This is a genomic window from Sphingosinicella sp. SM1-17 (genome assembly GCF_056821765.1).
Window position 1 is genome coordinate 1,161,741 of record NZ_JBPDIO010000001.1, and the last position, 24,346, is coordinate 1,186,086.

25 protein-coding genes and 1 riboswitch are annotated in these 24,346 nt (G+C 65.3%); of the genes, 11 read left to right on the forward strand and 14 right to left on the reverse strand.

Going from position 1 to position 24,346, the window contains the following annotated elements; translation table 11 throughout:
- Positions 1-150 precede the first annotated feature (150 nt).
- Positions 151-1,695 (forward strand): peptidoglycan DD-metalloendopeptidase family protein, encoded by a 1,545-nt coding sequence (locus ACRYLT_RS05910; RefSeq protein WP_482663177.1) that lies wholly within the window; start codon positions 151-153, stop codon positions 1,693-1,695.
- Positions 1,696-2,487, forward strand: a complete 792-nt coding sequence (locus tag ACRYLT_RS05915) for a hypothetical protein (protein WP_482663178.1) — start codon at positions 1,696-1,698, stop codon at positions 2,485-2,487.
- Between the two features lie 26 nt (positions 2,488-2,513).
- Here ACRYLT_RS05915 and ACRYLT_RS05920 read toward each other — a convergent pair whose 3' ends face one another.
- The 3 genes from ACRYLT_RS05920 to ACRYLT_RS05930 form a co-directional block, all read right to left on the reverse strand.
- Positions 2,514-4,205, reverse strand: a complete 1,692-nt coding sequence (locus ACRYLT_RS05920) for an ATP-binding protein (protein WP_482663179.1) — start codon at positions 4,203-4,205, stop codon at positions 2,514-2,516.
- A gap of 90 nt (positions 4,206-4,295) precedes the next feature.
- Positions 4,296-5,015, reverse strand: coding sequence for a TIGR02186 family protein (locus ACRYLT_RS05925; protein WP_482665403.1), 720 nt, complete (start codon positions 5,013-5,015; stop codon positions 4,296-4,298).
- 41 nt (positions 5,016-5,056) lie between these two features.
- Positions 5,057-5,974 carry a sulfite exporter TauE/SafE family protein gene (locus ACRYLT_RS05930; RefSeq protein WP_482663180.1) on the reverse strand — a complete coding sequence of 306 codons (918 nt, stop codon included), beginning with the start codon at positions 5,972-5,974 and terminating at the stop codon, positions 5,057-5,059.
- Between the two features lie 79 nt (positions 5,975-6,053).
- Between ACRYLT_RS05930 and dinB the strand changes: the two genes are divergently transcribed.
- A complete protein-coding gene (gene dinB, locus ACRYLT_RS05935; protein WP_482663181.1) occupies positions 6,054-7,169 on the forward strand; it encodes a DNA polymerase IV in 1,116 nt (371 codons plus the stop codon).
- A 27-nt stretch (positions 7,170-7,196) separates the two neighbouring features.
- Here dinB and ACRYLT_RS05940 read toward each other — a convergent pair whose 3' ends face one another.
- Entirely contained in the window at positions 7,197-7,571 is a 375-nt protein-coding gene (locus ACRYLT_RS05940; RefSeq protein WP_482663182.1) for a hypothetical protein, read from the reverse strand.
- Positions 7,572-7,645: 74 nt separating this feature from the next.
- Positions 7,646-9,613, reverse strand: coding sequence for an ATP-dependent zinc metalloprotease FtsH (ftsH, locus tag ACRYLT_RS05945; protein ID WP_482663183.1), 1,968 nt, complete (start codon positions 9,611-9,613; stop codon positions 7,646-7,648).
- A 263-nt stretch (positions 9,614-9,876) separates the two neighbouring features.
- Positions 9,877-9,984: riboswitch (TPP riboswitch) on the forward strand.
- 34 nt (positions 9,985-10,018) lie between these two features.
- On the opposite strand from ftsH, the gene thiC reads away from it, so the two are divergent.
- On the forward strand, positions 10,019-11,875 hold the full coding sequence (gene thiC, locus ACRYLT_RS05950; protein ID WP_482663184.1) for a phosphomethylpyrimidine synthase ThiC: 1,857 nt from the start codon (positions 10,019-10,021) through the stop codon (positions 11,873-11,875).
- A gap of 127 nt (positions 11,876-12,002) precedes the next feature.
- Here thiC and ACRYLT_RS05955 read toward each other — a convergent pair whose 3' ends face one another.
- Together ACRYLT_RS05955 and ACRYLT_RS05960 are read right to left on the reverse strand one after the other, a co-directional pair.
- A complete protein-coding gene (locus ACRYLT_RS05955; RefSeq protein ID WP_482663185.1) occupies positions 12,003-12,317 on the reverse strand; it encodes a transcriptional regulator in 315 nt (104 codons plus the stop codon).
- On the reverse strand, positions 12,314-12,763 hold the full coding sequence (locus tag ACRYLT_RS05960) for a hypothetical protein (protein WP_482663186.1): 450 nt from the start codon (positions 12,761-12,763) through the stop codon (positions 12,314-12,316). Before ACRYLT_RS05960 ends, ACRYLT_RS05955 begins: the two co-directional genes overlap by 4 nt.
- A gap of 389 nt (positions 12,764-13,152) precedes the next feature.
- Here ACRYLT_RS05960 and ACRYLT_RS05965 point away from each other — a divergent pair, with 389 nt between their 5' ends.
- Positions 13,153-13,896, forward strand: a complete 744-nt coding sequence (locus ACRYLT_RS05965) for a COG3650 family protein (RefSeq protein ID WP_482663187.1) — start codon at positions 13,153-13,155, stop codon at positions 13,894-13,896.
- A gap of 42 nt (positions 13,897-13,938) precedes the next feature.
- On the opposite strand, the gene ACRYLT_RS05970 is transcribed toward ACRYLT_RS05965, so the two are convergent.
- From ACRYLT_RS05970 to ACRYLT_RS05985, 4 genes are all read right to left on the reverse strand, one after another.
- Positions 13,939-14,391, reverse strand: a complete 453-nt coding sequence (locus ACRYLT_RS05970) for a YaiI/YqxD family protein (RefSeq protein ID WP_482663188.1) — start codon at positions 14,389-14,391, stop codon at positions 13,939-13,941.
- 135 nt (positions 14,392-14,526) lie between these two features.
- The gene (locus ACRYLT_RS05975; protein ID WP_482663189.1) at positions 14,527-14,946 is read right to left on the reverse strand and encodes an addiction module antidote protein; all 420 of its coding nucleotides are present in this window, start codon (positions 14,944-14,946) and stop codon (positions 14,527-14,529) included.
- 180 nt (positions 14,947-15,126) lie between these two features.
- Complete coding sequence (locus ACRYLT_RS05980; RefSeq protein ID WP_482663190.1) at positions 15,127-15,498, reverse strand: response regulator; 372 nt, start codon at positions 15,496-15,498, stop codon at positions 15,127-15,129.
- 60 nt (positions 15,499-15,558) lie between these two features.
- Positions 15,559-15,897, reverse strand: a complete 339-nt coding sequence (locus tag ACRYLT_RS05985; protein WP_482663191.1) for a 4-fold beta flower protein — start codon at positions 15,895-15,897, stop codon at positions 15,559-15,561.
- Between the two features lie 226 nt (positions 15,898-16,123).
- Here ACRYLT_RS05985 and ACRYLT_RS05990 point away from each other — a divergent pair, with 226 nt between their 5' ends.
- A complete protein-coding gene (locus tag ACRYLT_RS05990) occupies positions 16,124-16,627 on the forward strand; it encodes a hypothetical protein (RefSeq protein WP_482663192.1) in 504 nt (167 codons plus the stop codon).
- A gap of 48 nt (positions 16,628-16,675) precedes the next feature.
- Here ACRYLT_RS05990 and ACRYLT_RS05995 read toward each other — a convergent pair whose 3' ends face one another.
- From ACRYLT_RS05995 to ACRYLT_RS06005, 3 genes are read right to left on the reverse strand one after another with little or no spacing between them, the layout of a single operon-like run.
- The gene (locus tag ACRYLT_RS05995; protein ID WP_482663193.1) at positions 16,676-17,374 is read right to left on the reverse strand and encodes a pirin family protein; all 699 of its coding nucleotides are present in this window, start codon (positions 17,372-17,374) and stop codon (positions 16,676-16,678) included.
- Positions 17,375-17,398: 24 nt separating this feature from the next.
- Positions 17,399-18,091, reverse strand: a complete 693-nt coding sequence (locus tag ACRYLT_RS06000; protein WP_482663194.1) for a glutathione S-transferase family protein — start codon at positions 18,089-18,091, stop codon at positions 17,399-17,401.
- A gap of 11 nt (positions 18,092-18,102) precedes the next feature.
- Positions 18,103-18,729, reverse strand: coding sequence for an FMN-dependent NADH-azoreductase (locus ACRYLT_RS06005; RefSeq protein ID WP_482663195.1), 627 nt, complete (start codon positions 18,727-18,729; stop codon positions 18,103-18,105).
- 94 nt (positions 18,730-18,823) lie between these two features.
- On the opposite strand from ACRYLT_RS06005, the gene ACRYLT_RS06010 reads away from it, so the two are divergent.
- The 5 genes from ACRYLT_RS06010 to ACRYLT_RS06030 all read left to right on the forward strand — a co-directional run bounded on the left by ACRYLT_RS06010 (position 18,824) and on the right by ACRYLT_RS06030 (position 24,328).
- A complete protein-coding gene (locus ACRYLT_RS06010; RefSeq protein WP_482663196.1) occupies positions 18,824-19,777 on the forward strand; it encodes a LysR family transcriptional regulator in 954 nt (317 codons plus the stop codon).
- 31 nt (positions 19,778-19,808) lie between these two features.
- Positions 19,809-21,665, forward strand: a complete 1,857-nt coding sequence (locus tag ACRYLT_RS06015) for a DUF885 domain-containing protein (RefSeq protein WP_482663197.1) — start codon at positions 19,809-19,811, stop codon at positions 21,663-21,665.
- Complete coding sequence (locus ACRYLT_RS06020; RefSeq protein WP_482663198.1) at positions 21,665-21,928, forward strand: DUF3297 family protein; 264 nt, start codon at positions 21,665-21,667, stop codon at positions 21,926-21,928. The genes ACRYLT_RS06015 and ACRYLT_RS06020 overlap by 1 nt, the downstream gene beginning before the upstream one ends.
- Positions 21,929-22,051: 123 nt before the next feature.
- The gene (gene xth / locus ACRYLT_RS06025) at positions 22,052-22,828 is read left to right on the forward strand and encodes an exodeoxyribonuclease III (protein WP_482663199.1); all 777 of its coding nucleotides are present in this window, start codon (positions 22,052-22,054) and stop codon (positions 22,826-22,828) included.
- Between the two features lie 63 nt (positions 22,829-22,891).
- Positions 22,892-24,328, forward strand: coding sequence for an alpha/beta hydrolase family protein (locus tag ACRYLT_RS06030; protein ID WP_482663200.1), 1,437 nt, complete (start codon positions 22,892-22,894; stop codon positions 24,326-24,328).
- The last annotated feature ends 18 nt before the right edge of the window (positions 24,329-24,346 follow it).

The following is a 24,346-nucleotide window of genomic DNA, read 5'->3' on the forward strand; positions in this document are numbered from 1 at the left end:
CGTCGGCCCGGAGCGGCGACTGGTCGCAAGGAGGGCGCGAGGCGGCTTAACGTAATTTGACATTAACCTCTTTTCTTCACACCCCTATCCGCCTGCCGAGCGGGGTTGCGCGGCGGGGGAACGAAACGGGCGCGCGGGGGCTCACCGGCCTTGTACCAATTCAACGATTTCACCTCGGACTCCGGCAGCGGCGCCGCCGCCGTCAGTCTCGACAGCTCGGTCTTCCGGCAGGCTCTGCAGACTCGACCGGCCTTCGGTCAGAAGAGCGGAGATCTGCGCCGGAGCACCGGCAATCTCGACCTCGTGGTCGATCTCGGGCAGCGGCTTGGTTCGCTTCAATGGTTTCGCGGCCTGCTTACCTGCACTGCCCTTTGCTACGCCGCCTGGTCGCTTGCGCCAGGCTTCGAAGCCCTTCCCGGCCATTCGCCCGCACCCTATCCCGAAGCCCAGTTCGAGGAAGCGCGGGCCCTCAACATCGCCCCGCTCGCCTTCGGCGCCGACACGGGGCGCCGAATGGCGCCCACCGACCTTGTGGAGCCGCTGACGGAAACGCCCGAGCGGCCGATCATCGATCTTCGCGCCGCCCTTGGTCGTGGCGATGGGTTCGTTCGCGTGCTCGAACGCGCCGGGGTGGCGACGGCCGAAGCCAATCGGATCGCTGAGCTGATCGGGGAGGCCGTTCCCGTTTCCGACCTCCGTCCCGGAACCGTGATGGACCTGACGCTCGGCCGCCGACCGAATCGGATGGTTGCGCGGCCGGTCGAAAAGCTCAGCCTGCGCGCTCGGTTCGATCTTCGGATCGAAGTGAGCCGGGTCGACGGAGCGCTCGTCCTCGATCGAATCCCGATCGCCGTGGACGAGACACCGCTTCGGATTCAGGGACGCGTCGGGGCCAGCCTCTACCGTTCGGCTCGAGCCGCCGGCGTTCCCGCGCGGATCGTCGAATCGTACATCCGGGCACTGACAACTCAGGTCAGTGTGCCTTCCGGCCTCAGCTCCGACGACCGGTTCGACATCATTATCGAGCATCGTCGGGCGGCTACGGGCGAGACCGAGACCGGCGGCCTTCTCTATGCCGGTCTGAAGCGGGCCAGCGGTCGGGAGGTCAGGCTGATGCAATGGTCCGCCAACGGACGGACCCAGTGGTTCGAAGCATCCGGAGTCGGCCGCGAAAGCGGTGGTCTCACTCAGCCGGTGCCTGGCCGGATCACTTCCAATTACGGGCTGAGGATGCACCCGATCCTCCGCTATTCGCGAATGCATCGCGGGGTCGACTACCGGGCGGCTCATGGCACACCGATCCTGGCCGTGGCCGATGGCCGGGTGACGGCGGCGGGCTGGGCCGGCGGCTATGGCCGCCAGGTGCGGCTCAGCCACTCCAACGGACTTGCAACATCCTATTCCCACATGAGCCGCATCGCCGTGTCGCCGGGCTCCCGAGTTCGCCAGGGCCAGGTGATCGGCTATGTCGGATCGACTGGCCTGTCGACCGGTCCGCACCTGCATTTCGAAACCTATCGCAATGGCCGGCCCGTCAATCCGCGGTCGGTGCGGTTCACCAGCCGTCCGCAGCTTTCCGGTTCCGAGCTCGCCAGCTTCCGAGCGCGTCTTCGCAACCTGCTGGCGACTCCGGTCGGGAGCGCTCGTCGGCAGGAGGTGGAGACCGACGGCGCGTCGACGCAGACTGCGCCGTAGATGCTTGCCAGTCCGGTTCTCCTGCTGATCGCCATCGGGGCGGCCGCGACGGAACCGGAATCCGCAGCCCCCAGCCAGGACTCGCCGATCGTCGTCACCGGCACGGCGGAACGCCAGGAGGAAGTCGCGCCGACCGGCTCGCGAATCGCGCGACCGCAGGACCAATCCTGGCAGGGGCAGATTGCCACCGGCACCGGGGTGGCGGGCCTCCTTCCCGGCAGCGGCATGGACCCGTTCGCGGGAGGGACAAGGCAGGTTCAGGTTCGTGAATGCCGCTCGCGGGAGGTCCGGCTGTCGGAGGGGACGCTGTGCCTCTTCGCCGAGCTCCAGGCCGGTCTCCAGGCCGGCGATTTCGGAGCGGCAAGGACCCGGCTCGACCGCATCATCGAACGTGCGGATCTCGGCGACGAGGAGCGCTATCTTGCCCACTGGTTCGCTTATTTGATCGCGCAGTCGGACGGCGGCGACGATGTCGATCGGCAGCAAGCGCTCGAGGGCATGCTGGCCACGCAAAGCATGCCCCAAGCCTATCGCGGGCCGGCGCTCCGCAGCCTGGTGGCGATTGCGTTGCGAAGGGGCGAAAAGCAGAGGGCAGCGATACTGCTCGAGCAGATCGTGAACGCCTCGCCGCTAGACGCCCGCAGCCGAGCCAATCTCGCGGCTCTCTATGATGAGCAGGGGCGGCGAGCGGACGCGGCAAGGCTGCTGGGCGAAGCCATCGGCATCATGAGACGAACCGGCGCCGAGGTGCCAGCCGAATGGGCCGCCTACGTGGCCGAAAGCACTCGCTAGACACGCTCGACCTGCGCTCTTGGATCTTAGCGCCCCTGGGCGCGCCAGCGTTTGACGACCCGGCCGACCATCGCTTCCTCGTCGCCGCTATGCCTCCACAGCTCGGAGAAGAGCGGGTCGGAGGATGCCGGGCGTCGGTCGCGCTCGAGATCGTCGAACGAGACCCGGATCGGAATCGAGACGCCTTCGCCGCAGACGATGCATTCCCGATTCCGGAGTGCCGGGATGACGTCCAGGAATCCGCGCGACCCTTCGGGCATCGCGCTCTTGACGAACTGCTGGTCGCGGTCGTTGTTGAGCCGCATCGCGATGATCGTGCCGCACTGGGAGAGGACCCCTTCGGCAAGGTCGGACGGACGCTGCGTGATCAACCCGAGCGAGACGCCATATTTGCGTCCTTCCTTGGCGATCCGCTCCAACACCTTGCGCACTGCCTGACCGGTCGAGGTCTTGTCGGCGGGCACGTAGCGATGGGCTTCTTCGCAGATCAGGAGAACCGGTCGCTGGACCTCGCTCCGCGACCAGATCGCATAGTCGAACACCAGCCGCGAAAGCACCGACACGACGACCGAGACAATGTCGGACGGAACGCCCGACACGTCAATGATCGAAATCGGCTTTCCTCTTGCGGGAAGGCGAAAGATCTTGCCGATGAAGGCGCCCATCGAGTCCGCGACCAGCATCCCCGAGAACATGAACTGGTAGCGCGGGTCCGACTTCAGTTCGTCGATCTTGGTCTTGAGCCGCATGAAGGGCGCCGTGTCCGTGGCCTTGTTGAGCAGGCCCATCTCGTGACTGATGGCATTGGTCAGGTCGGACAAGGTGTAGGGTATCGGCGAGTCCACGGTAAGCTTGTTGAGTCCCTCGGCCGCGCGGTTCTTGGCTCTCGCCTGGAGAAGGCATTTGGCGAGAATGTCCATGTCCTGCTGGCGTTCGGCGCCGGATGAGGTGACGAACACCTCGCAATGCTCCTCGAAGTTCATCAGCCAGTAGGGCATGGCGAGATTGTCGACGTTGAATAGCTCGCCATGGCCCTTGAAGGCGGCCGAATATTCGCCGTGCGGATCGATCATGACGATGTGACCCTCCGGCGAAAGCTCGCAGATCCGGTGCATGATCAGGGCCGCGGCCGTCGACTTGCCGGTGCCGGTCGAACCGAGCAGCGCGAAATGCTTGCCGAGCAGCGCGTCGACATAGAGCGCGGCTCGGACGTCCTTGGTTGGATAGACAGTGCCGATTTCGACATGAGCGCGTTCGTCGGCGGCGAACATCTGCTTCAGGTCGGCCCCGGTGACCGGATAGGCGCGGCTGCCGGGGATCGGATAGGCGGTGATTCCGCGCTTGAAATTGACCAGCCTGCCGGTCTGCGAATCTTCGTCGCCTTCGCCGAGAAAGTCGATCTCCGCCGACACGATCCCAGCCTCGGCATCGGTGACCTTGAGCCGCCGCACGTTGGCGAGCAGCCAGCGGCGACCGGAATCGATCTTGACCTGGCTTCCGACCTGACCCGACATGGCCACCGTCGGATCGGGATCACTCGCGAGATCGGCCAGCCGGCCGGAGGAAATCTCGATTCGCGCGCCGCTGCCGGCAATCTCCACCACCCGGCCGATCGGCTCGTGAGTCGCGACCAAGGTCCTTGGCGCAGGCGACCAGGGGTCCGAACCGGTGCCTGCAGCGGATTCCGGAAAGCTGTGGAGATTGATTCCGTCGGTCATTTCTGCCCCTGTCGCTCGTCACGAAGGGCTGAAGGCTTAGCCCAAGCCGGTAAACAAGTGATTTTCGAGCAGGTTGGGAGGAACCCTGGCTCAGGAATAGCGGCGGGCGAAGACGGCGCTGGCGCTCCAGCCGAGCAACAGCGAGACGGCCACCGCCGCGAGTCCGTAAGCGAACGACCATTCCTCCGCAGTTTCGGCGACGAACCTTTCGAAACCGAATTTCTCGATGCGGATTTCGCGCGCTGCGCCGGAAATCACCCGTCCGTCGCGGATGAGGAAGGTTTCCGCGGTGTAGGTTCCGACCGGCACCCTGGCCGGTATCGCGATTCGGGCACGGTAAAGCACGCCTTCGCTGATCTCCACGCCGCGAGGATATTCGGCATAAAGCTGCTGCCGTCGCCTGAGGTCGATCAGCCCTCGCTCGAACCGACGAAGTTCCTCGGGCGAGGAGCCACCGCCGGGAGAAAGCTGGAGATTGTCGACTCCAAGCTCGTAGATTGCCGCCATTCGCTCGTCGATCAGCTGCGCCAGCGGGCGCGAGGAGGCCACGGCGTAGAAGGATGGCGCCGAGCGGAATCGCACGCGTTCGACATTCATCCAGATCCCGGCCACCTTCTGCTTCTCGCGAACGACGATCCGCTCCAGCGGTCCCTTGACCACGACGGCCACGTCCGTGTCGGGTTCGGGCGGGCGCCCCCCTGGATAGAGGATCGCCCCGAACAGCAGCAGTTCGGCGCCCGTGAAGCTGTAGCGGATCTCGATATTGCGATCGGAAACGTCCGGGACGAGTCGCGGCTGCGCCTGCCCCATTGCGAGCGGCGCGAGCAGAGCGAGGGCCAGCGCGCGCAGCCTCACAGATATTGCACCGTGTAGATTTCCTCGGGCCTCCAGCCGAGCTGGAGAGCCATCCGGAAGGCGACGCCAAGGACCACGATCGCAAGGATCATCCGGAGCAGCTCCGGTTTCATCTTCTGGGCGAAGCGAGCGCCATATTGCGCGCCGATCACCGAGCCCAGAAGCAGAAGGACGGCAAGGACGATGTCCACCGATCGCGTGGTGGTGGCGTGAACGATGGTCGTCACCGCGGTGACGAACAGGATCTGGAGCAGCGAGGTGCCGACGACCACCTGGGCCGACATTCCGAGCAGGTAGATCATCGCGGGAACCATGATGAAGCCGCCGCCAATGCCGAGAAGCACCGTCAGCAGCCCGGAGACGAAGCCGAGGGCGAGCGGTGCCAGCGGCGATATGTAGAGGCCGGAACGGTAGAAGCGCCAGCGCATCGGCAGGGCCGCGATCAGGGGATTGTGGCGCCGGGCCGGCTTGTCGCCGTTGCGCGTCGACGGGTTGAGAATGCCGAGCGCCGTGGCCGCTTCCTTGGCCATCAGCAGCCCGATGCTTCCCAGCAGGACGACATAGAGGATCGAGATGACCGTATCGATCTGGCCCCCGTTCTGCAGCAGTCGGAAAAGGAAGCCGCCCGCGATCGATCCGATCACGCCTCCGACGATGATCACCGCGCCCATCCGCATGTCGACGCCGCGGCGGCGGCGATGGGCCAGCACTCCGGAAATGCTCGTACCGGTGATCTGGGTGGTCGCGGAGGCGACCGCGACCGCGGGCGGAATGCCATAGAAGATGAGGATCGGAGTGGTAAGGAAGCCGCCGCCGACGCCTACCATCCCGGTCAGGAGCCCGACCAGGCCACCCAGGCCAATGATCACCAGCGCGTTCACAGACAGGCCGGCGACGGGCAGGTAGATGTCCATGGCGGCGACCCTAACGGCTAAGCTGAAGCGGCGGAAGCGGGCCCTGTTCGCAGCGGGCTGCGGCTGCTAGAGACATATCGTGAACGAAGCGTCCGTCCCGAGCCGAGGTGAAGGACCCACTGCGCCGCTGCGCAAGATCATCCATGTCGACATGGACGCCTTTTTCGCCAGTGTCGAACAACGCGACCATCCCTCGCTTCGAGGACGGCCTGTGGCGGTTGGCGGGTCCACCGCTCGGGGCGTCGTCGCCGCGGCGAGCTACGAAGCGCGCAAGTTCGGAGTGCGTTCGGCCATGCCTTCGGTCACGGCGAAACGGCGCTGCCCCGACCTCGTCTTCGTCAAGCCGCGATTCGAGGTCTATCGCGAGGTTTCGCGCCAGATCCGCGGCATTTTCGCCGAATATACCCCGCTGGTGGAGCCGCTGAGCCTGGACGAAGCCTATCTCGACGTCACCGAAGACTTGAAGGGGATCGGAATCGCGACCCGGATCGCGCAGGAGATCCGGGAAAGGATCCGGGCGGAAACCGGACTCACCGCGTCGGCCGGAGTGTCCTACAACAAGTTCCTTGCCAAGCTGGCCAGCGACCAGAACAAGCCGGATGGCCTGTGCGTCATCACTCCGGCCCGAGGCGAAGCCTTCGTCGCGTCGCTCCCGGTCTCGCGATTCCACGGGGTCGGCCCCAAGACCGCGGAAAAGATGGCCCGGCTCGGGATCGAGACCGGGGCCGATCTGCGCGCCCGGAGCCTTGCTTTCCTTCAGCACAATTTCGGCAGTTCGGGACGCTACTTCTTCGATCTCGCGCGCGGCATCTGCCATCGTCAGGTGAAGCCGGACCGGCCCTCCAAGTCGGTGGGAGCGGAGGACACGTTCCTGGACGACCTCGTCGAGGAATCGGCGCTGATCGCCGAACTGGACCGGATCAGCCAGACAGTGTGGCGGCGGATCGAGGAAAAGAGGCTGAGCGGCCGGACGGTCACGCTCAAGGTGAAGTATCAGGATTTCCGGATCGTCACTCGGGCACGAAGTCTCGATCGGCTGGTGAGCGGCCGGGAGGAATTCCTCCACATCGGAAGTGTCTTGCTTCGAACCCTGCTTCCCCCGCCCAAGGGCATCCGCCTGCTCGGGCTCACTCTTTCGAACCTCGGCGAAGATACCGCGCGCGAGGCGGCCAGGGAACTCGAACTTCCGCTTTGACGGGCCGCGAGCGGAGCGCCAGCGCCGTCAGGAGGGGCAGGGGAACTTGCGGACGAGCAGCCCACGAAGGCCGTCGCGAACATGCATCCGCTGGCGCTGAGCGGGCGGAATCGAGCGGAAATGCTCGAGCAGCTCGCGTGAATCGAGGCTTCCGCCTCCGTCGGGCGGGCAATAGGGCACCCGTCTTCCGGCACGCTGCGCGGCAAGGCGCTCCGCCTTGAGCGCCTCGCCGGCCTGCTTTACCTCGGCCTTGAGCCGCCCCACGTCGCTTGAGAAGAGCGCCATCGCGCCCTTCTTTTCCAGCGCCTCTGCCTTCTGCAGGAAGGCGGCGACGGTCATTGCATGAAGCGCGGTGAGCGGAATCAGGGCCAGCAGGGTGGCAGCAAGCAGCTTTTTACGCATCGACACTCCCTCTCACGGATCCCCGCAAGGAGCAGGGCCGTCGCTGAACGGCGGTTGAACATCGAAGCGTCGGTTCAGGCGCCGGCGGGAGCCGGACCGCCTATTCCTCCGCCGCGGGGACGGCGCGTGCTCGGAATGGTGGAGCCGGTCACCGGAGTAAGGCTCGGCTTGTCGTTCGGATTCTCGCGACCGATATCCTCGCCCCTGATCGCCCGCTTGGCTTCCTCGCCGGTCAGGGTCTCATATTCGAGCAGGGCCCCGGCGAGCCGGTGAAGCTCGTCGAGATTGTCGGTGAGGACCTGGCGCGCTGCCGCCTCCGCTTCCTCGATCAGCCGGCGGACCTCGGAGTCGATCAGCCGAGCCGTTTCCTCGGACACGTGCTGGCTTCGGGCGACGCTGTGGCCAAGGAAGACTTCTTCCTGATTGTCGCGGTAACGGAGCCAGCCGAGCTTCTCGCTCATTCCATATTCCATGACCATCGATCGGGCCATGTCCGTGGCCTGCTGGATGTCGTTGGACGCGCCGGTGTTGAGAGCATCGGGGCCATAGATGAGCTGCTCGGCGATCCGGCCGCCGAAGCAGAGCGCGAGCCGCGCCTTCATCTGCTTCATGCTCATCGAATAACGGTCGCGCTCGGGTAGGTTCCAGGTCACGCCCAGCGCCCGGCCACGCGGGATGATCGTCACCTTGTGGAGCGGATCGCAGCCTTCGACATGGAGCGAGACCAGAGCGTGCCCGGCCTCGTGATAGGCGGTCGCCCTTTTCTCCTCGTCGGTCATGACCATGGACTTGCGCTCGGCGCCCATCATGACCTTGTCCTTGGCTTCCTCGAACTCCTTCATCGCGATCAGCCGCTTGCCCTTTCGAGCGGCGAGCAGGGCGGCTTCGTTGACGAGGTTGGCGAGATCGGCACCCGAAAAGCCCGGCGTTCCGCGGGCGATCGTTCGGGCGTCGACGTCCGGAGCCAGCGGAGTCTTCTTCATGTGGACTTCGAGGATCTTCTGGCGACCCTCGATGTCGGGCCGGGGCACGACGACCTGCCGGTCGAAACGGCCCGGGCGAAGAAGCGCCGGATCGAGCACGTCGGGACGATTGGTAGCGGCGATGATGATGATGCCCTCATTGGCTTCGAAGCCATCCATCTCGACGAGCAGCTGGTTCAGCGTCTGCTCGCGCTCGTCATTGCCGTTGCCGAGGCCGGCGCCGCGATGGCGGCCGACCGCGTCGATCTCGTCGATGAAGACGATGCAGGGCGCGTTCTTCTTCGCCTGCTCGAACATGTCGCGGACCCGGCTCGCGCCGACACCGACGAACATCTCGACAAAGTCGGAGCCGGAAATCGTGAAGAAGGGCACGTTTGCCTCGCCGGCGATGGCGCGGGCGAGCAGCGTCTTGCCGGTGCCGGGCGAGCCGACCAGGAGCGCGCCCTTCGGGATCTTGCCGCCCAAGCGGGCGAACTTGGTCGGATCCTTGAGGAATTCGACGATCTCCTGAAGCTCCTCGCGCGCCTCGTCGATGCCGGCCACATCGTCGAAAGTGACCCGGCCGTGCTTCTCCGTCAGCAGCTTGGCCTTGGAGCGGCCGAAGCCCATCGCTCCGGAGCCGGCATTCTTCTGCATCTGGCGCATGACGAAGAAGGCGATGCCGAGAATCAGCAGGAAGGGCAGGGACTGGTAGAGCAGGATCAACCAGACGGAGGTCTGCGGTTCCGGCTCGGCGGCGAAGGACACGCCCTGGCGGCGAAGCCGTTCGACGAGCTGGGTGTCCTGCGGCGGAGCGTTGGTCCGGAAGGTCTCGTTGTTGGTCAGGCGGCCGGTGATCGTTTCCTTGCCGATCACGACCTGCTTGACCGAGCCTTCCTCGACCCGGTTCAGGAAGTCGGAATAGGGAATGGCGTCGCGGGTCGTGGACGTCCCGGCCCCCATCATCTGCACGAACAGCACCAGCGCAAGCAGGATGCCGGCCCAGATCATCAGGCTCTTCATCCAGTTGTTGCCGGTCGGGTCCTTGTCGCCCTGGGGGGTGCGGTTGTCGTCGGACATGAAATTTCCCATCAAAGTGATGCTTCGACAGGGCTCGTTCGAAGAACGAAGGACCCGTGAGCACCGGTCGTCGTCTGCCAAATCCTACATGGGGAGTTCGGCGGCGCTTGGCAATGTAGGGCGCCAGGGTGAACGAGCCATTAGCGAACCCGTTCAATGCACGTTTCGGCGCGCACCGGAACGGGGCGACTTGGCGGCGCCAAGACCAGGACGAGAATCGTCGCCGCAGTGCCTTTCGCGTCGGGTCGCAAACGCCTATGCTGGGTCCTTCCCCGGGGGGCCGCGCTTGGGCGGCTGAGAGGCAGGCGAACCTGCGACCCGCTGAACCTGATCCGGCTGACACCGGCGTAGGGAGGGACGGCTTTCATCCGAAGACCGTTCTCTCCCGAATGAAGGAGAGACGTAATGGCCGATTCACCCGCTCGCACCGAACTCAAGGTCACCACCGGCCCGATTCGCGGCAGCCGCAAGATCCATGTCGAAGGACCGGGCGGGATCCGCGTCGCCATGCGGGAAATCGATCTGGAGCCTTCCTCCGGCGAGCCGCCGCTCCGCGTTTATGACTGCTCGGGCCCCTATACCGACCCGGACGCCCGGATCGACATCATGGCGGGGCTTCCTGAGCTCCGGCGCGAGTGGATCCGCGGGCGCGGCGATGTCGAGGAGGTCGATCAGCGCGAGGTAAGGCCGGAAGACAATGGCCAGCTCGGGCCGGACCGGTCGGGCGGGGTGCAGCCCTTTCCCAAGGTTCGCCGCAAGGTGCTCCGGGCGAGGCCGGGCGCCAACGTCACCCAGATGCACTATGCCCGGCGCGGGATCATCACTCCGGAAATGGAATATGTCGCGATCCGCGAAAATCTGGGCCGCGAGATGCTCCGCGAGCAGGTTCGCGATGGCCAGGATTTCGGCGCGTCCATACCGGATTTCGTGACCCCCGAATTCGTCCGCGACGAGGTCGCTCGAGGACGGGCGATCATCCCCAGCAACATCAATCATCCGGAAAGCGAGCCGATGGCGATCGGCCGCAACTTCCTGGTCAAGATCAACGCCAATATCGGCAACAGCGCCGTCGCTTCCGATGTTGCTCAGGAAGTGGACAAGATGGTGTGGGCGATCCGCTGGGGCGCCGACACGGTGATGGACCTTTCCACCGGCCGCAACATCCACGATACGCGCGAATGGATCCTGCGCAATTCCCCGGTGCCGATCGGAACCGTGCCGATCTACCAGGCTCTGGAGAAGGTCGGCGGGATCGCCGAGGATCTGACCTGGGAAATCTACCGCGACACGCTGATCGAACAGGCCGAGCAGGGGGTCGACTATTTCACCATTCATGCCGGCGTTCGCCTGCCCTACATTCCGATGACGGCGAAGCGGGTCACCGGGATCGTCAGCCGGGGTGGGTCGATCATGGCCAAATGGTGCCTGGCCCACCACCAGGAGAGCTTCCTCTACACCCGCTTCGAGGAGATCTGCGAGATCATGAAGGCGTATGATATCGCCTTCAGTCTCGGCGACGGGCTGCGCCCGGGAAGCATCGCCGATGCCAATGACGAAGCCCAATTCGCAGAACTGGCGACGCTTGGCGAACTGACCCGCATCGCCTGGGAGCATGACGTCCAGGTGATGATCGAAGGGCCGGGCCATGTGCCGATGCACAAGATCAAGGCCAATATGGACAAGCAGCTCGAGGCCTGCGGCGAGGCGCCCTTCTACACCTTGGGGCCGCTCACCACCGACATCGCTCCGGGTTACGACCATATCACCAGCGCGATCGGCGCAGCGATGATCGGCTGGTTCGGAACGGCGATGCTCTGTTACGTCACGCCGAAGGAGCATCTCGGACTTCCCGACCGCGACGACGTCAAGGTGGGAGTTGTGACCTACAAGCTCGCCGCCCACGCCGCGGACCTTGCCAAGGGGCATCCTGCGGCGAAGCTGCGCGACGACGCCCTGTCGCGCGCCCGTTTCGAGTTCCGCTGGCGCGACCAGTTCCACCTTTCGCTCGATCCCGACACCGCCGAGCAATATCACGACCAGACTTTGCCTGCGGAAGGCGCCAAGACGGCGCATTTCTGTTCGATGTGCGGACCCAAATTCTGCTCGATGAAGATCACCCAGGAAGTTCGAGAGTTCGCGGCAAGGCAGAACCAGACGGCGGCCAGCTTCCTGGCGGCCGAAGAGGTCGAGCAGGGCATGGCCGAGATGAGCAAGGAGTTCCGGGAAAAGGGCGGAGAGATCTACCTGCCGGCGGCGGAGTGAGGGAGCGGCTGGTCGTCAGGTCCCGCTGAGGAGATCGGACGATCCTCCTCGTCCATCAGCAGAACCGGGGTTCAGTCAGGGTGACGATCGGCACCTGATTGGCCCTGCGCCCGCGGACCTGCCGCTCCTATTCGGCCGCCACGGCTGCCTGAGCGTGCGCAACCAGCTCCTGCAGCGCCCTCATATGGGCGTCGAAGGCCTTGCGACCGGCCCGCGTCAGCGAGACCCAGGTGCGCTGGCGGCCGTCCTGAGCGGCCTTGCGTAGCCGCACATAGCCCTCTTCGCTCAGCGTCGAGAGGTGCTTGGACAGGACGGAGTCGCTGACTTCAACGATGTCGCGAATGGTGGCGAACTCCGCTTCTTCGACGCGCGCGAGCAGCGCCGCGATCTGCAGTCGCGCGGGGGCGTGCAGGGCGCCGTCGAGGCCGCTCCCCGCCTTCACGGGCGTCCTCCGTCGCCGAGCTGAGCACGATATTGCTTTTCCCAGCGGATACTCGCGGCTGTCCCGACGGCGAAAGTGATAAGCCCGAACAGATAGCCCAGAGGCTGGGCGCTTCCTTCGTCGCGTACCAGAACAGAAGCGAAGGCCATCGCCATGATGAACAAGGTGAGCATGATCGTGAGCGGAAGCGTGGCTCCGCCCTGCCAGCCGGACACGAACATTCCGTGACGACGTCGATCTTCCAACACGCAAACCGCCATCAGCGCGAACGCCACGGCGATCATCGCACCGGCAATCCCGATCGGCTGTGCAACGGCGGCAACCAGCAGTCCTTCCAGCAGCCCGAACATGGCATGTCGATGGAATGGCCACCGCGCGCGTTCGGCCAGCTTCTGTTCGATTCGCCCCACTTCGGCCAGAGCGATCGCGGCTTCGTTCCTGTCCATGTAATCCCCTTTCTTTCCGTTATGGAAAGTCAATGAAGATCCTTTTCCGATCTGGCAAGACGAAACTTTCCGAGTTGGAAAGTCACAGATTTCCGTTCCACCACGGACCGAACCGGCCGCGGGAGCGGCGCGCCGCCTCGCTCGGAAAGTGGCGGTGCCGGAATCGAGGCGTTAGGAGGTCACACGACCTCACCTGAAACGCCATCTTCGATCCCGTGCAACCGAGCAGAGGCAGAATGCAGAAACGAGCGCTTCCAATCCTAGCGGCCCTGTTGGTCGCGGCGTGCGGCAACCCGGAACGGGCGTCTGATCGCCTTGCCGAGGAACCGCACAACATTGTGAGCGGCCAAGAGCACCCGCGTAGGGCGGACTCGGGAAGCACGAACAGCTTGACCGGTCGATGGGACCTGCAGGCGAGCGGCGAAGGAACCGCACTTGCGTTGCTTTCGCGGGAAGGCGAGCCCGAGATGCGCCTCTTCTGCCCGGCGGGGCAGCAGCGGCTGCTCGTTAACGTTCCCGGTTTCCGGCCGGTCGGAAGCGAGGAGCGACTTTCATTCGGAAGCGGCGGCGAAGTCGTCGCGCTCGTCGCCGACACCGGTGGCGATCGGCAGCGCGGCGGAGTGAGCGGGACCGGCCAAGTTCCCGAGAATCTGGCGGCGCTCGTCGGTGGCCCGCTCGCCGTGAACTACGGTGCCCAGAATAGCGGCCCCCACACCGCTCCGCCGCCGGACCTGGCCAGCGCTTTCGTCGCTGCCTGCACCGAAGGGGCGGCCGCGGCCCGATCCCCCTCCCGAACGCCCGCGGTCAGTGCCTGCCAGATTCAGGATGGCGAGCGCCTTCGCCTGAGCCCGCTGCGGGCGATCGGCACCGAGCCTTTCTGGAGCGCTCGGATCGAGGGGCGCTGCGTCACCTACTCGAATCCCGAGGATCAGGACGGCACCCGGATCTGGACCCGCTATACGGCGGCGGCCGATGGCGGCATCTGGTCAGGGGCGCTGGGCGGTCGTCCTTTCGAGCTTCGCACCCGGGCAGCGCCGGGCTGCTCCGACGGCATGTCCGACCGGCGCTATCCGATCGCCGTCGAGCTCATCGTGGCGGGCGAACGGCGGCGGGGGTGCGCCGCTCCTCTGTAGCAGTTCGGCAGGGACAACGGGCGTGGCGGCGCCCGGTGGCGGTCATCGGCGCTTGAGCCGCACCAGCGCTTCGTCGAGCGCCTGGAGAAAACGCGAACGATCGGCCTTGGCGAAAGGCGGCGGACCGCCGATTGCATCGCCGCCCGCCCGAAGATCGGCCATGATCGCGCGAGTCGCGACGGCGGCGCCGATCGAGCTGGTGGTAAAGGGCTTTCCGTTCGGGCCGATCACGGTTGCACCAGCCTTGAGGCAGCGATCGGCGAGCAGGATGTCGGCAGTGACGACGATGGAGGTGGAATCCGCGGCTTCGGCGATCCAATCGTCGGCCGCATCGAAGCTGCCGGTGACGACCACGCGCTCGACCAACGGATGATCGGGCACCCGCAAGCGGCTGTTGCTCACGATCGCGACGGGGACGGAGTGGCGGTAGGCGACTTTGTACACCTCGTCCTTGACCGGACAGGCGTCGGCATCGACGAGGATTCGGATTGTCATAGGGGCCGCGCTAGCGATGCCGTGCCGGGATTGGCCAGCACCGAGTGGGATCGGGAGGCGAGATGCAGTCGGGTCAGCCTTGTCGCTAGCGCCCCGCACGGCCGGTCCCTCTTGCCACAAGTACGAGGCGGCGGGTCAGAGACAGTTCGATCGTCGAGTCGGCTGCGGCAGGGCGCCCGCCAGGACGACAGCGGAAAGGAACAGCCGCTCGCGCTCGTCCTCCCCGACCATTTCCATGAGAAGGCGATCGAAAGTCGGTCGGTCTCCTTGGCGGCCGAGCCTCAGCATGTCGGCAAGAAGCGCCTCGTCATGGCTTAGCCGGCGGCAACAGAGCGGACTGACGACGAACGGCTCCGGCCAGGCGGTCGCAATCTCCTCCAGCAGCAACTGGAAGTGAGCGGCGGCACGGCGCGAACCCAACTTCTCGGCCACGGCCGGCAGCGGGAACTGGCCGGAGCGGCGAAGAACCGCCCAGAGTCGCAGCGCCGAAACCGCCTGGGCATCCGCTGCGGCAAGCGAAGCCAGAGTGGGCAAGGAGAGGATCGTGTCGAACATGAGCAAAGCGTATTGCGAACGCCTCGCAATAGCAACAGGGATTGGGGCCCTTGTCCCGCGTCCGATGCCTTTCACCGCGCTCGTTGTTTGGCGAGCGATCGGCGATGCACACGCGAGCGGCGGGAGAGTTCGAGTGCCCGTCCGTAGCCCTGTCCTGGAGGATCGACGATCCGGAAGAGTTCAGGCGGACCGGGCCCGGCGGCGTTCGAGCAGGCGCTCGCGAACCAGGCTGTCCAGTTCGTCCAGCGTGAACGGCTTTTCCAATACCCGAACATCTTCGCCGGCCGCTGCCCTCAGGGCCCTGAGCGCCGCATGCCCCGTCGAGAAGAGAACCGGCAAAGTCTCGTCCAGCTGCGCAATTTCCCGCGCAACTTCGGTTCCGTCCATGCCTGGCATGCGATAGTCGAGGATGACCAGACTCAGCGCCTCATTGCGGACGATCTCGAGGGCGGCGGGACCATCCGGCGCCTCGCACACGGCATAGCCAAGCGCATTGAGCGCCTGACCAATGGTCGCGCGAACCAGGGGATCGTCGTCGACGACCAAGATCATGGACGGGTGCAATTCATTGACCGCAGGTCAAACCACGCTCCTGTCGCGTGGTTCCCTCTCCTATTCTGCCGCCTCGCTGAGATATCCGTTATGAGCCGCGCCATCGCGAAGCAGTGGGAAGGCGTCTTCATAGCCATAGTCGACGACGGCGCGAAGCCGGTAGGAGGCGCTGGTCGGGGGACGGCGCGGCGGCACCGGAACCGGGGGAATGATCCTCGGCCTTCCTTGAGGCCGGCGAACGACCATGTCGCGGAACCATTCGCCGACATAGGTGCCATCGAAGCGATGAACCCGGCAGCCGACGATCCGGCCCAGCGGAGTTCCATCAAGATCGTAGATATTGGTTTCGAACACCGTTCCGACGGGATCACCGTCGGTGCTGTAGACGTACATCGTCATGGAAGGCCCGCCCCTGAAACTCAGAACCCGACAGGCGCCGCTCCGCCCGCCAATGAATGTTCCGCAAAGTGAGCCCGCTGGCTGTATGCCGGATGAACGTGTAGCTGTTTCGGTCCGTCGATCTGCCTTGTTGCGATGGATTGTTTTCCCACGTCGGCAGGCGGATGGTAAACGCAAGAAAAATGATGCAAACCATTCCACAAGCGTCACAAAATGGAGTGTCCGAATGCCGCTCAAGCCCTTCTTGCTCGCTGCCGTCGCCGCCGGAGCGCTGGCTCCGGCCGCACTGGCACAGAACAGCTCGGCCGAACCGCCGGTCGTCGCTGCGCCGCCGCCGACCAAGGCACCGGCTCCGGCACCGCCACCTCCACCTCCACCTCCACCTCCTCCGCCGCCTCCGGCCCAGCCGGTCGATCCGGCCCCGTCGGACGAACCCGAGCCTCCGGTTGTCGTCGTTCCGCGGACGGAAACGCCGCCCATGGAACCGGTGACGATTTCACCGGACGCGGCCTATCCGAATGGCTTCGCCGACCCGGAGGATCCGTTCGGCAATGGCATGTCGCTCGCTCAGCGTGAGGAAAATGACGGATTTGACTGGGGATTGCTCGGCCTGCTGGGCCTGTTCGGTCTGATCCCGCTCTTCAGGGGAGGCGAGCGCCGGCGAGTCGTCTATGTCGAGGAGGATGACGAGCCGAGGCGCGTGGTTCGCCGCAAGCGAATCGACGAGTAGCGATACCCATGGGTGAGCCCCTCCTCCGGTAGGAGAGGGGCTCACTTTCTACCGCGCGTCGACGAGGACGATCTCCGAGTCGCCGATCGCCCGGATGACGAGCTTGTCTTCGCCGGTGACGGCGACCCCGTCCCGGGCTTCGGCCGCGACCCCGTTCACCTCGATCGGTCCCTGGGTGGCGACCAGATAGATGTGCCGGTCCGGATCGATCAGCAGTTCGGCCGACTCCCCCGCGGCGAGGGTGGCACCCATCACTCGAGCGGCCGAGTTGATCCGGAGCGCGTCCGGATCGTCTTCGAAGCCGCTGGCCAGAGTGACGAAGCGTCCCGCTCGATCGCCCTTCGGAAACTTCATCGCGCCCCAGCTCGGGCGAACGCCCGGCTGATCGGTCAGCACCCAGATCTGGAACAGGGTCGTCTGCTCGTCTTCCAGATTATATTCGGCATGCTGAACGCCCGTCCCGGCAGACATGACCTGGACGTCCCCGGCTTCCGTCCGCCCCTTGTTGCCCATCGAGTCCTGATGGGTGATCGCGCCGGTTCGGACATAGGTGATAATTTCCATGTCGCGATGCGGGTGCGGCGGGAATCCGGAGCGGGCGGCGATTTCGTCATCGTTCCAGACCCGGATCGCCCCCCAGCCCATGCGCTTGGGGTCATGATAGTTGGCGAAGGAGAAATGGTGGCGGGCATTGAGCCAGCCGTGATTGGCATGACCAAGAGACTCGAACTTCCTGACGTCGATCATTTCTAATCCTCCTTCCGCAGGCGCTCAGGCTGCTTCCGACGCAAGCCGGGGCTCGGCCCGAAGGGCCATGAAGCCGCCCTTGTCGGCGACGTAGCGGACCAGTTCTTCCGGATAGTCCCCCGGCACCGCGCCGATCACGCTTGGCCGCTTCGCCAGGGACTTGCGCCACGCCTCCAGCTTCGGCTTCCCGGCAAACAGGTCGCGATCCAGCATCCGGTCGAAGCTGTCGAAGTAGCGCAAAGCCGGAGCAAAGGCAGCGTCGACGAGACTGAACCCCGATCCCGCAAAATTGGGTCCTTCGCCGAGAACGGCTTCCAGGCGGGTGAACTTCCTTTCCAGAGCCTCCAGCTTCGATCGATGGACCTGCTCGTCACCGGTATAAAGGCCGTAAATGTCGGCAAGGCTTGCCGATGCGAATTCGATCCACGCGCGGTGCCTCGCTTTCTCCAGCGGGTCCACGGGATGGAGCCGCGGCTCCAGCGTCTCGTCGAGATATTCGGCGATCACGCCGGATTCGAAGATCGGCGTCGAGCGGCCATCCTGCTCGACCACAAGCACAGGCACCTTTCCGAGCGGCGAAAGCTTCAGGAACCAATCGGGCTTGTCGGCAAGGTCGATGTCGACTCGCTCGAACGGAACGCCTTTCTCGGCAAGAACGATCGCTGCCCGCTGGACGTAGGGGCAGAGCTTGAAGCTGATCAGTCGAAACCTGTTCATGACTTCCTCCCTCAGGCGGCGAGCGCCAGCTCCTGTCCGGCGAGGCCGCGAAGTTGCGCAAGGGCGCCATCGATCGCCGCCGCCGCGGCATCGGCGCCGAACGCCAGCCCTTCCGCGCGAACCCAGCTGACCTCGGTGATGCCCATGAAGCCGAGCAGATTGCGGATGTGCGGTTCCTGGCTGTCCATGCCCGCCGCCGCGCCGTCGCTGTAAATTCCGGCCCGGCTTTCGATGACGATCGCCCGCTTGTTCTTCAGCAGGCCCTCCGGACCCTCGGCCGTGTAGCGGAAGGTCACTCCGGCGCGCAGGACATGGTCGAACCAGGTCTTGAGAGTCGAGCTCATCCCGAAATTGTACATGGGCGAGGCGATGACGATCAGATCCGCGGCCTGAAGCTCGCCGATCAGTTCGTCGGACAAGGCGCGAGTGGCTTGCTCCGCTTCGGATTCGGGCGTGCCCCGAATCCCGGCGACGGTCTCTGCCGTCAGGTGCGGGAGGGTATCGGCGCCGACGTCGCGCCGGATGATCTCCACCCCGCCTTCCTGCTCGACCAGGCTGGTCGCGAGTTCTCCGGCGAGCCGGTTCGACACCGACTGCCCGCCTTGTGCGCTGCTCGTCACGATCAACACTTTTCTCATGAGTCATCCCCTTGGAATGCGTTTGCAGACGGGGATGTAGGCCGCTAACGGTGTTGTCAGAAGAACAGCATCAGGCATTTCGGAGTTGCAGAAGATGGAACGCTCTTCGACCGACATCGTGGACGTCCTTTCGTTTGTCCGAGTGGTCGAAACCGGCTCCTTCGCTCGAGCGGCGGAGCGGATGGGCCTGTCGAAGCCGGTGCTGTCGCGCCGGGTCGCCCGGCTTGAGGACCAGCTCGGCGCGAGGCTGCTGACTCGCACGGCACGGGGCGCCCAGCCGACGGATATCGGCCAGTCCTATTACGCCCGGGCGTCGAACATTCTCTCCGAACTGGAGGCAGCCCAGGAAGTCGTCGCCGAAGCCGTGACCCAGGTGGCCGGCCCGATCCGGCTGTCGGCGCCCCTGTCGTTCGGGATCACCCACCTGGCCCCGGTCCTCGCCGAATTTGCCGGACTCCATCCCAAGGTCGAGCTCGACATCGAGTTCGAGGATCGGAACGTGGATCTTGCCGGCGGCGGCTATGATCTGGCGGTCCGGATCGGCACATTGCCCGATTCGTCCTTGGTCGCCCGGCGGATCGCTCCGGTCCGCAAGTGCGTCGTCGCCAGTCCGGATTATCTGCAGCGCCGCGGCCGCCCCGGGCGGCCGGCTGAACTGAGCGCTCACGACATCCTCTATTATGCCCAGGAGCAGTGGCGGTTCCGGGTCGGCGATCGGTGGGAAACGGTCCGCGGAGAAGCTCGGATGCGAGCGAATAATGGCGAAATGCTGCGCACGGCCGCGGCAAAGGGCCTCGGGATCTGCATCCTCCCGACCTTCATCGCCTCCCCGGGCATCGCCTCGGGAGAGCTCGAAGTCATCCTTGCGGATTACCCGCTTGCAGAAGGCGCGCTGCACGCGGTCATGCCGCCTGGACGGGCAACGACGGCTCGGGTTCGCGCGCTCGTCGACTTCCTCGTCGAGCGGTTCGGACCAGAGCCGGACTGGGATCCCTGCTGGGGCGCGATGGCTTCCGCGGAAGCTGGACGCATCGACGTGAGCCGCTAAGAAAGCGGGCGATCGAACTCAAGGACCTGCCGTGAAAACCAACAAGACCCTTGCCCTGCTCCTCGCCACCGCCTCCCTCGCCGCTTGCGCGACTTCCGCGATCGAGCCCCCGTCGACCCCAAGTCCGGCCGGTGGCGCCCCGGCCCAGTCGGCGGATCCGGCTTCTGAGGATGCACGCCTCAACGCGTTCCTCGACGCCGCCTTCGACGAGCAGCTTGCGAGCAATCCGCAATTCCTGACCAGCCTCGGCTCGAAGCAGCTTTACGACCGCCTCAACGATTATACCGACGCCTATCGCCAGCGGCAGCTCGCTTTGGCGGAGCGCCAGCTCCAGGAGCTGCGCACCCGTTTCGATCCGGAGCGGCTAAGCCTTGCCGGGCGCCTCTCCTACCGCCTGTTCGAAGGTGAGGTGGAGCGCGAGCGGGAGGCCTTCCGCTGGCGCTGGCACAGCTTCCCCGCCTCGACCAACGGCAGCCCGATGGGCTCGATCCCCGTCTTCCTGATCAACAATCACCGGGTGGACAATGTTCAGGACGCGGAAGCCTATGTGTCCCGGCTGCGCGAAGTCGAGCGGGTGATGAACGAAATCAGCGCGAATCTGCGTCGCCAGGCCGAACTCGGGATCGTACCGCCCCGCTTCAACTTCCAGCCGGTGCGCGAGGACGGCCGCCGGATTCTGGCCGGCGCACCCTTCGCGACCGGCGCCGACACGCCGATCTTCGCCGACTTCAAGGCCAAGGTGAACCGGTTGGAGATCCCCCAGGCGGAGAAGGACCGGCTGATCACCGCCGCTCGCGAGGCGCTGACCGGGCCGTTCCGCCGCGGCTATGAAACCATGCTTGCCACGCTCGACGCAATCGAGCCGCGCGCCACGGGCAACAACGGCGCCTGGAGCCTGCCGGACGGGCAGGCCTTCTATGCGCAGCGCCTTCGGCAGTCGACGACGACCGATCTCACTGCCGAGCAGATCCACCAGATCGGTCTGACCCAGGTTCAGCGGATTCATTCCGAGATGGAGCGGATCAAGCGCCAGGTCGGGTTCGAAGGCACCCTCCAGGCCTTTTTCCGCCACATCAACGAGGGGCAGCAGTACAAATATCCGAATACGGCCGAGGGGCGAGAGCAATATCTCGCCGATGCCCGCCGCTATATCGACCAGGTGATGCAGGTGGCCCCGCGCTGGTTCCGCCGGCTGCCGCGGGCGCCGCTGGAAGTTCGCGCCGTGGAAGAATGGCGCCAGCAGACGGCCGCCGTCGCCTTCTACAACCGGCCTTCGGCGGACGGTTCCCGCCCCGGCATCTACTATGTCAATCTGGCCGACATGAACCAGGTGCTGAAGCCGCAGACGGAAGCCATTTCCTATCATGAGGGCGCTCCCGGACACCATTTCCAGATCGCGCTCGCTCAGGAACTGCCGGACGTGCCGAAGTTCCGACGCTTCGGAGGCTATGGAGTCTATTCCGAAGGCTGGGGCCTCTATGCCGAGGGACTGGGCAAGGAGATGGGATTCTACCAGGATCCGATCTCCGAATTCGGCATGTATTCGACGGCGCTATGGCGAGCGATCCGGCTCGTGCTCGACACCGGCATTCACCATCATCGCTGGACGCGCGAGCAGGCCATCCAGTATTTCATGGAGAACGGCCTTCTTTCGCTCCGCGACGCGACCAAGGAGGTGGAGCGCTACTTCAACAATCCCGGCCAGGCGACGAGCTACATGATCGGCCAGCTGAAGATCCTCGAGCTGCGCGACCGCGCCCGCGAGGCGCTTGGAGACAGGTTCGACATTCGCGACTTCCATGCCGTCGTGCTCGAAAACGGTGCCGTCCCGCTCGACGTGCTCGAATCCCTGGTCGACAACTATATTGCTGAGAAGAGGAACGGCTGATGGCCGAAAATTCTCCCCCCGATCGCCTTTCGAACGACCCTTCGAGCGATCATTTCGACATGGAAGCGCTCCAGCGCGGTGTCGGGGTACGCTTCAAGGGTCGCGAGCGCAGCGATGTCGAGGAATATTGCGTCAGCGAAGGCTGGATCAGGGTTCAGGCCGGCAAGGCGGTGGACCGGCGCGGAATGCCGGTCACGGTCAAGCTGAGCGGGCCGGTGGAAACCTGGTGGCGCGACGAGGCGGCGCCGGAAGACTCGGACTAGGTCCCCGGCGGCTCCCGCCCGGCCGGGCCCAATCGTCACGCCTTGCGGCGCAACTCGCCGAAACCCATTCCGCCGACCGCGAGTCCCTTGGCACCTGCTCCGGGGATGGGCGTTGGCGAGCGGGTGAGGATTGCGACATTCAACGTCAACGGCATCAATGGCCGTCTGGAGGTTCTGCTTGAGTGGCTGGAGGCGTTTCAACCGGACGTCGCCTGCCTCCAGGAACTGAAGTCGCCGGATGAGAAATTCCCGGCCGAAGCGATCGAGAAGGCCGGCTATGGAGCCGTCTGGCATGGCCAGCCGCGCTGGAACGGAGTCGCGATCCTCGCCCGCGGCTGCGAACCCGTGGAGACCCGCCGCGGCCTGCCGGGCGATCCCGGCGACAGCCAAAGTCGCTATATCGAGGCCGCCATTCGGGGAGTCCTGATCGGCTGCCTGTACGCCCCCAACGGCAATCCCGTGCCGGGGCCGAAATTCGACTACAAGCTTTCCTGGCTGGAACGCCTGATCGCCCACGCGGCCGAACTGGTTCCGCTCGACTGCCCGGTCGTGCTCGCGGGCGACTATAACGTCATTCCCAGCGAGGCCGACGTCTACAAGCCCGAACGCTGGCTCGACGATGCTCTGTTTCAGCCTGAAGCGCGGGTGCGATTCGACCGGCTGCTGGGCCAAGGCTGGGCCGATGCGATCCGCCGGCTGTATCCCGACGAGACGATCTATACTTTCTGGGATTACTGGCGGAACGCCTGGGCCCGCAATGCCGGCATCCGGATCGATCATCTACTACTCAACCCGAAGGCGGCCGCCCGGATCGCCGACGCGGGTGTCGACCGCGAGGTCCGAGGCCGCCACCATGCGAGCGATCACGCGCCCACCTGGATCCTTCTCGACCAAGCCTGACCCAGGCCAAAGAAGCAAGAACGGATAAGGCGCGGCAACTCGGCGCCTGCTAGCCTCCGCCGCATGACCATGAAGCTCATCACCCGCACGCTGCGCCCGCTCTGGGCTTTCGCCCTTCTGATCCTGTCCGCACCAGCTTCGGCAGACGACCTTCCCCGTCGGGCCGCGCTTGGACTGACGCTTGCTCCACCGCCCGAGGGAAGGACCGGAGCGCTCGTCCAGAATGTCATCCCCGGACTGACCGGCGAGGCGATCGGCATTCGCTCCGGCGATCTCGTCACCGCGGCGGGCGATTCCCCAGTGGCCGGCCCTTCGGACCTCGTCCGCTATGCTTCCGCTCTGCGCTCGGGCGAACCCGTGGCACTGACCGTTGCTCGCGGATCGGCGAGCCTGAGGCTTCAAGGGCGCGCTGCCGCACGACCCCTCGAAAGCTATGAGGGGGGCAGGGTGAGCTACGGATCGGTGCCCTTCCGCGATGGCCGCTTGCGCGACATCCTCGTGATGCCCGCCTCCACGCCCGACGCACCCGTCCTCTTCCTTCTGCCCGGTTTCACCTGCGCGAGCATCGAGCCGGTCAATCCGGACGACACTTATCGCCAGCTTGCGGCGACCATGGTCCGGCAAGGGATCGGCTATTATCGGGTGGAAAAGCCGCAGGTCGGCGACAGCGTCGGCGGACCCAACTGCCTGGAGATCGATTTCGATGTCGAGCTCGAAGCCTTTCGGACCGCCTATCGGCACCTCGTCGAAACCCGCGGAATCGACCCCGACCGGATCTTCCTCCTCGGCCACTCGCTCGGCGGACTTCAGGCACCGCTGCTGGCGGCGGAGCGGGCGCCGCGGGGGGTGGCGGTCTTCGGAACGGTCGTTCGCAACTGGGCCGACTACCACCACAATGTGAGCACGTTTCAATCCTTCCTGCTCGCCGGCTCGGATCCGGTGGAATCGGCCGCTGGCGGAGAGGCCAGCCGGGCGGTGATCCGGCGTTTCTATCTCGAGCGACAATCGCCCGCGCAGATCGCCGCGGCCAGCCCGGAACTGGGGCCGGTGATGCGCGACCTGCTGGGCTGGGACGGTGAAGAAGCCATTATCGGCGGACGGCATTACAGTTTCCTCCAGGACCTGGCGCACCTGCCGCTCTACGCCGCCTGGCGCGACACGCGCAGCCATGTCCTGTCGCTCTACGGCGAAGCGGACGTCGTCGCCCTGTTCGACGTCGATCACCATCTGATCGCCGACATCGCCAATCATTACCGCCCCGGGACAGGCCGCTATGTCGAACTTCCACGAACGGATCACGGCATGCGCCTCGTCGGCGATCGCCACGAGCTTCGGCGCCTCACCCGCGAACGGGGCTCGCCGCCGGAAGGGCCCTATAATCAGGAGATCAGCCGGATCCTGGCCGAGTGGATCCGGGACAGCATGGCTCGTCCGCCGGCAAGGCTCGCCTTCGGTCAACCCACTGGAGCCACTACGCAATCGCCCGACGCGACGCCTTGACGTTTCCCGACGCGGGCT

Bases quoted from the DNA above. Each gene is read 5' to 3' on its own strand.
- ACRYLT_RS05915 (WP_482663178.1), top strand. From the start codon at position 1,696: ATGCTTGCCAGTCCGGTTCTCCTGCTGATCGCCATCGGGGCGGCCGCG.
- thiC (WP_482663184.1), top strand. From the start codon at position 10,019: ATGGCCGATTCACCCGCTCGCACCGAACTCAAGGTCACCACCGGCCCG.
- ACRYLT_RS06030 (WP_482663200.1), top strand. From the start codon at position 22,892: ATGACCATGAAGCTCATCACCCGCACGCTGCGCCCGCTCTGGGCTTTC.
- ACRYLT_RS06020 (WP_482663198.1), top strand. From the start codon at position 21,665: ATGGCCGAAAATTCTCCCCCCGATCGCCTTTCGAACGACCCTTCGAGC.
- ACRYLT_RS06000 (WP_482663194.1), bottom strand. From the start codon at position 18,091: ATGAACAGGTTTCGACTGATCAGCTTCAAGCTCTGCCCCTACGTCCAG.
- ACRYLT_RS05925 (WP_482665403.1), bottom strand. From the start codon at position 5,015: ATGGGGCAGGCGCAGCCGCGACTCGTCCCGGACGTTTCCGATCGCAAT.
- ACRYLT_RS05990 (WP_482663192.1), top strand. From the start codon at position 16,124: ATGCCGCTCAAGCCCTTCTTGCTCGCTGCCGTCGCCGCCGGAGCGCTG.
- ACRYLT_RS06010 (WP_482663196.1), top strand. From the start codon at position 18,824: ATGGAACGCTCTTCGACCGACATCGTGGACGTCCTTTCGTTTGTCCGA.
- ACRYLT_RS05995 (WP_482663193.1), bottom strand. From the start codon at position 17,374: ATGATCGACGTCAGGAAGTTCGAGTCTCTTGGTCATGCCAATCACGGC.
- ACRYLT_RS05930 (WP_482663180.1), bottom strand. From the start codon at position 5,974: ATGGACATCTACCTGCCCGTCGCCGGCCTGTCTGTGAACGCGCTGGTG.
- ACRYLT_RS05920 (WP_482663179.1), bottom strand. From the start codon at position 4,205: ATGACCGACGGAATCAATCTCCACAGCTTTCCGGAATCCGCTGCAGGC.
- ACRYLT_RS05970 (WP_482663188.1), bottom strand. From the start codon at position 14,391: ATGACAATCCGAATCCTCGTCGATGCCGACGCCTGTCCGGTCAAGGAC.
- ACRYLT_RS05940 (WP_482663182.1), bottom strand. From the start codon at position 7,571: ATGCGTAAAAAGCTGCTTGCTGCCACCCTGCTGGCCCTGATTCCGCTC.
- ACRYLT_RS05985 (WP_482663191.1), bottom strand. From the start codon at position 15,897: ATGACGATGTACGTCTACAGCACCGACGGTGATCCCGTCGGAACGGTG.
- ACRYLT_RS05980 (WP_482663190.1), bottom strand. From the start codon at position 15,498: ATGATCTTGGTCGTCGACGACGATCCCCTGGTTCGCGCGACCATTGGT.
- ACRYLT_RS06005 (WP_482663195.1), bottom strand. From the start codon at position 18,729: ATGAGAAAAGTGTTGATCGTGACGAGCAGCGCACAAGGCGGGCAGTCG.
- ACRYLT_RS05975 (WP_482663189.1), bottom strand. From the start codon at position 14,946: ATGTTCGACACGATCCTCTCCTTGCCCACTCTGGCTTCGCTTGCCGCA.
- ACRYLT_RS05960 (WP_482663186.1), bottom strand. From the start codon at position 12,763: ATGGACAGGAACGAAGCCGCGATCGCTCTGGCCGAAGTGGGGCGAATC.
- ftsH (WP_482663183.1), bottom strand. From the start codon at position 9,613: ATGTCCGACGACAACCGCACCCCCCAGGGCGACAAGGACCCGACCGGC.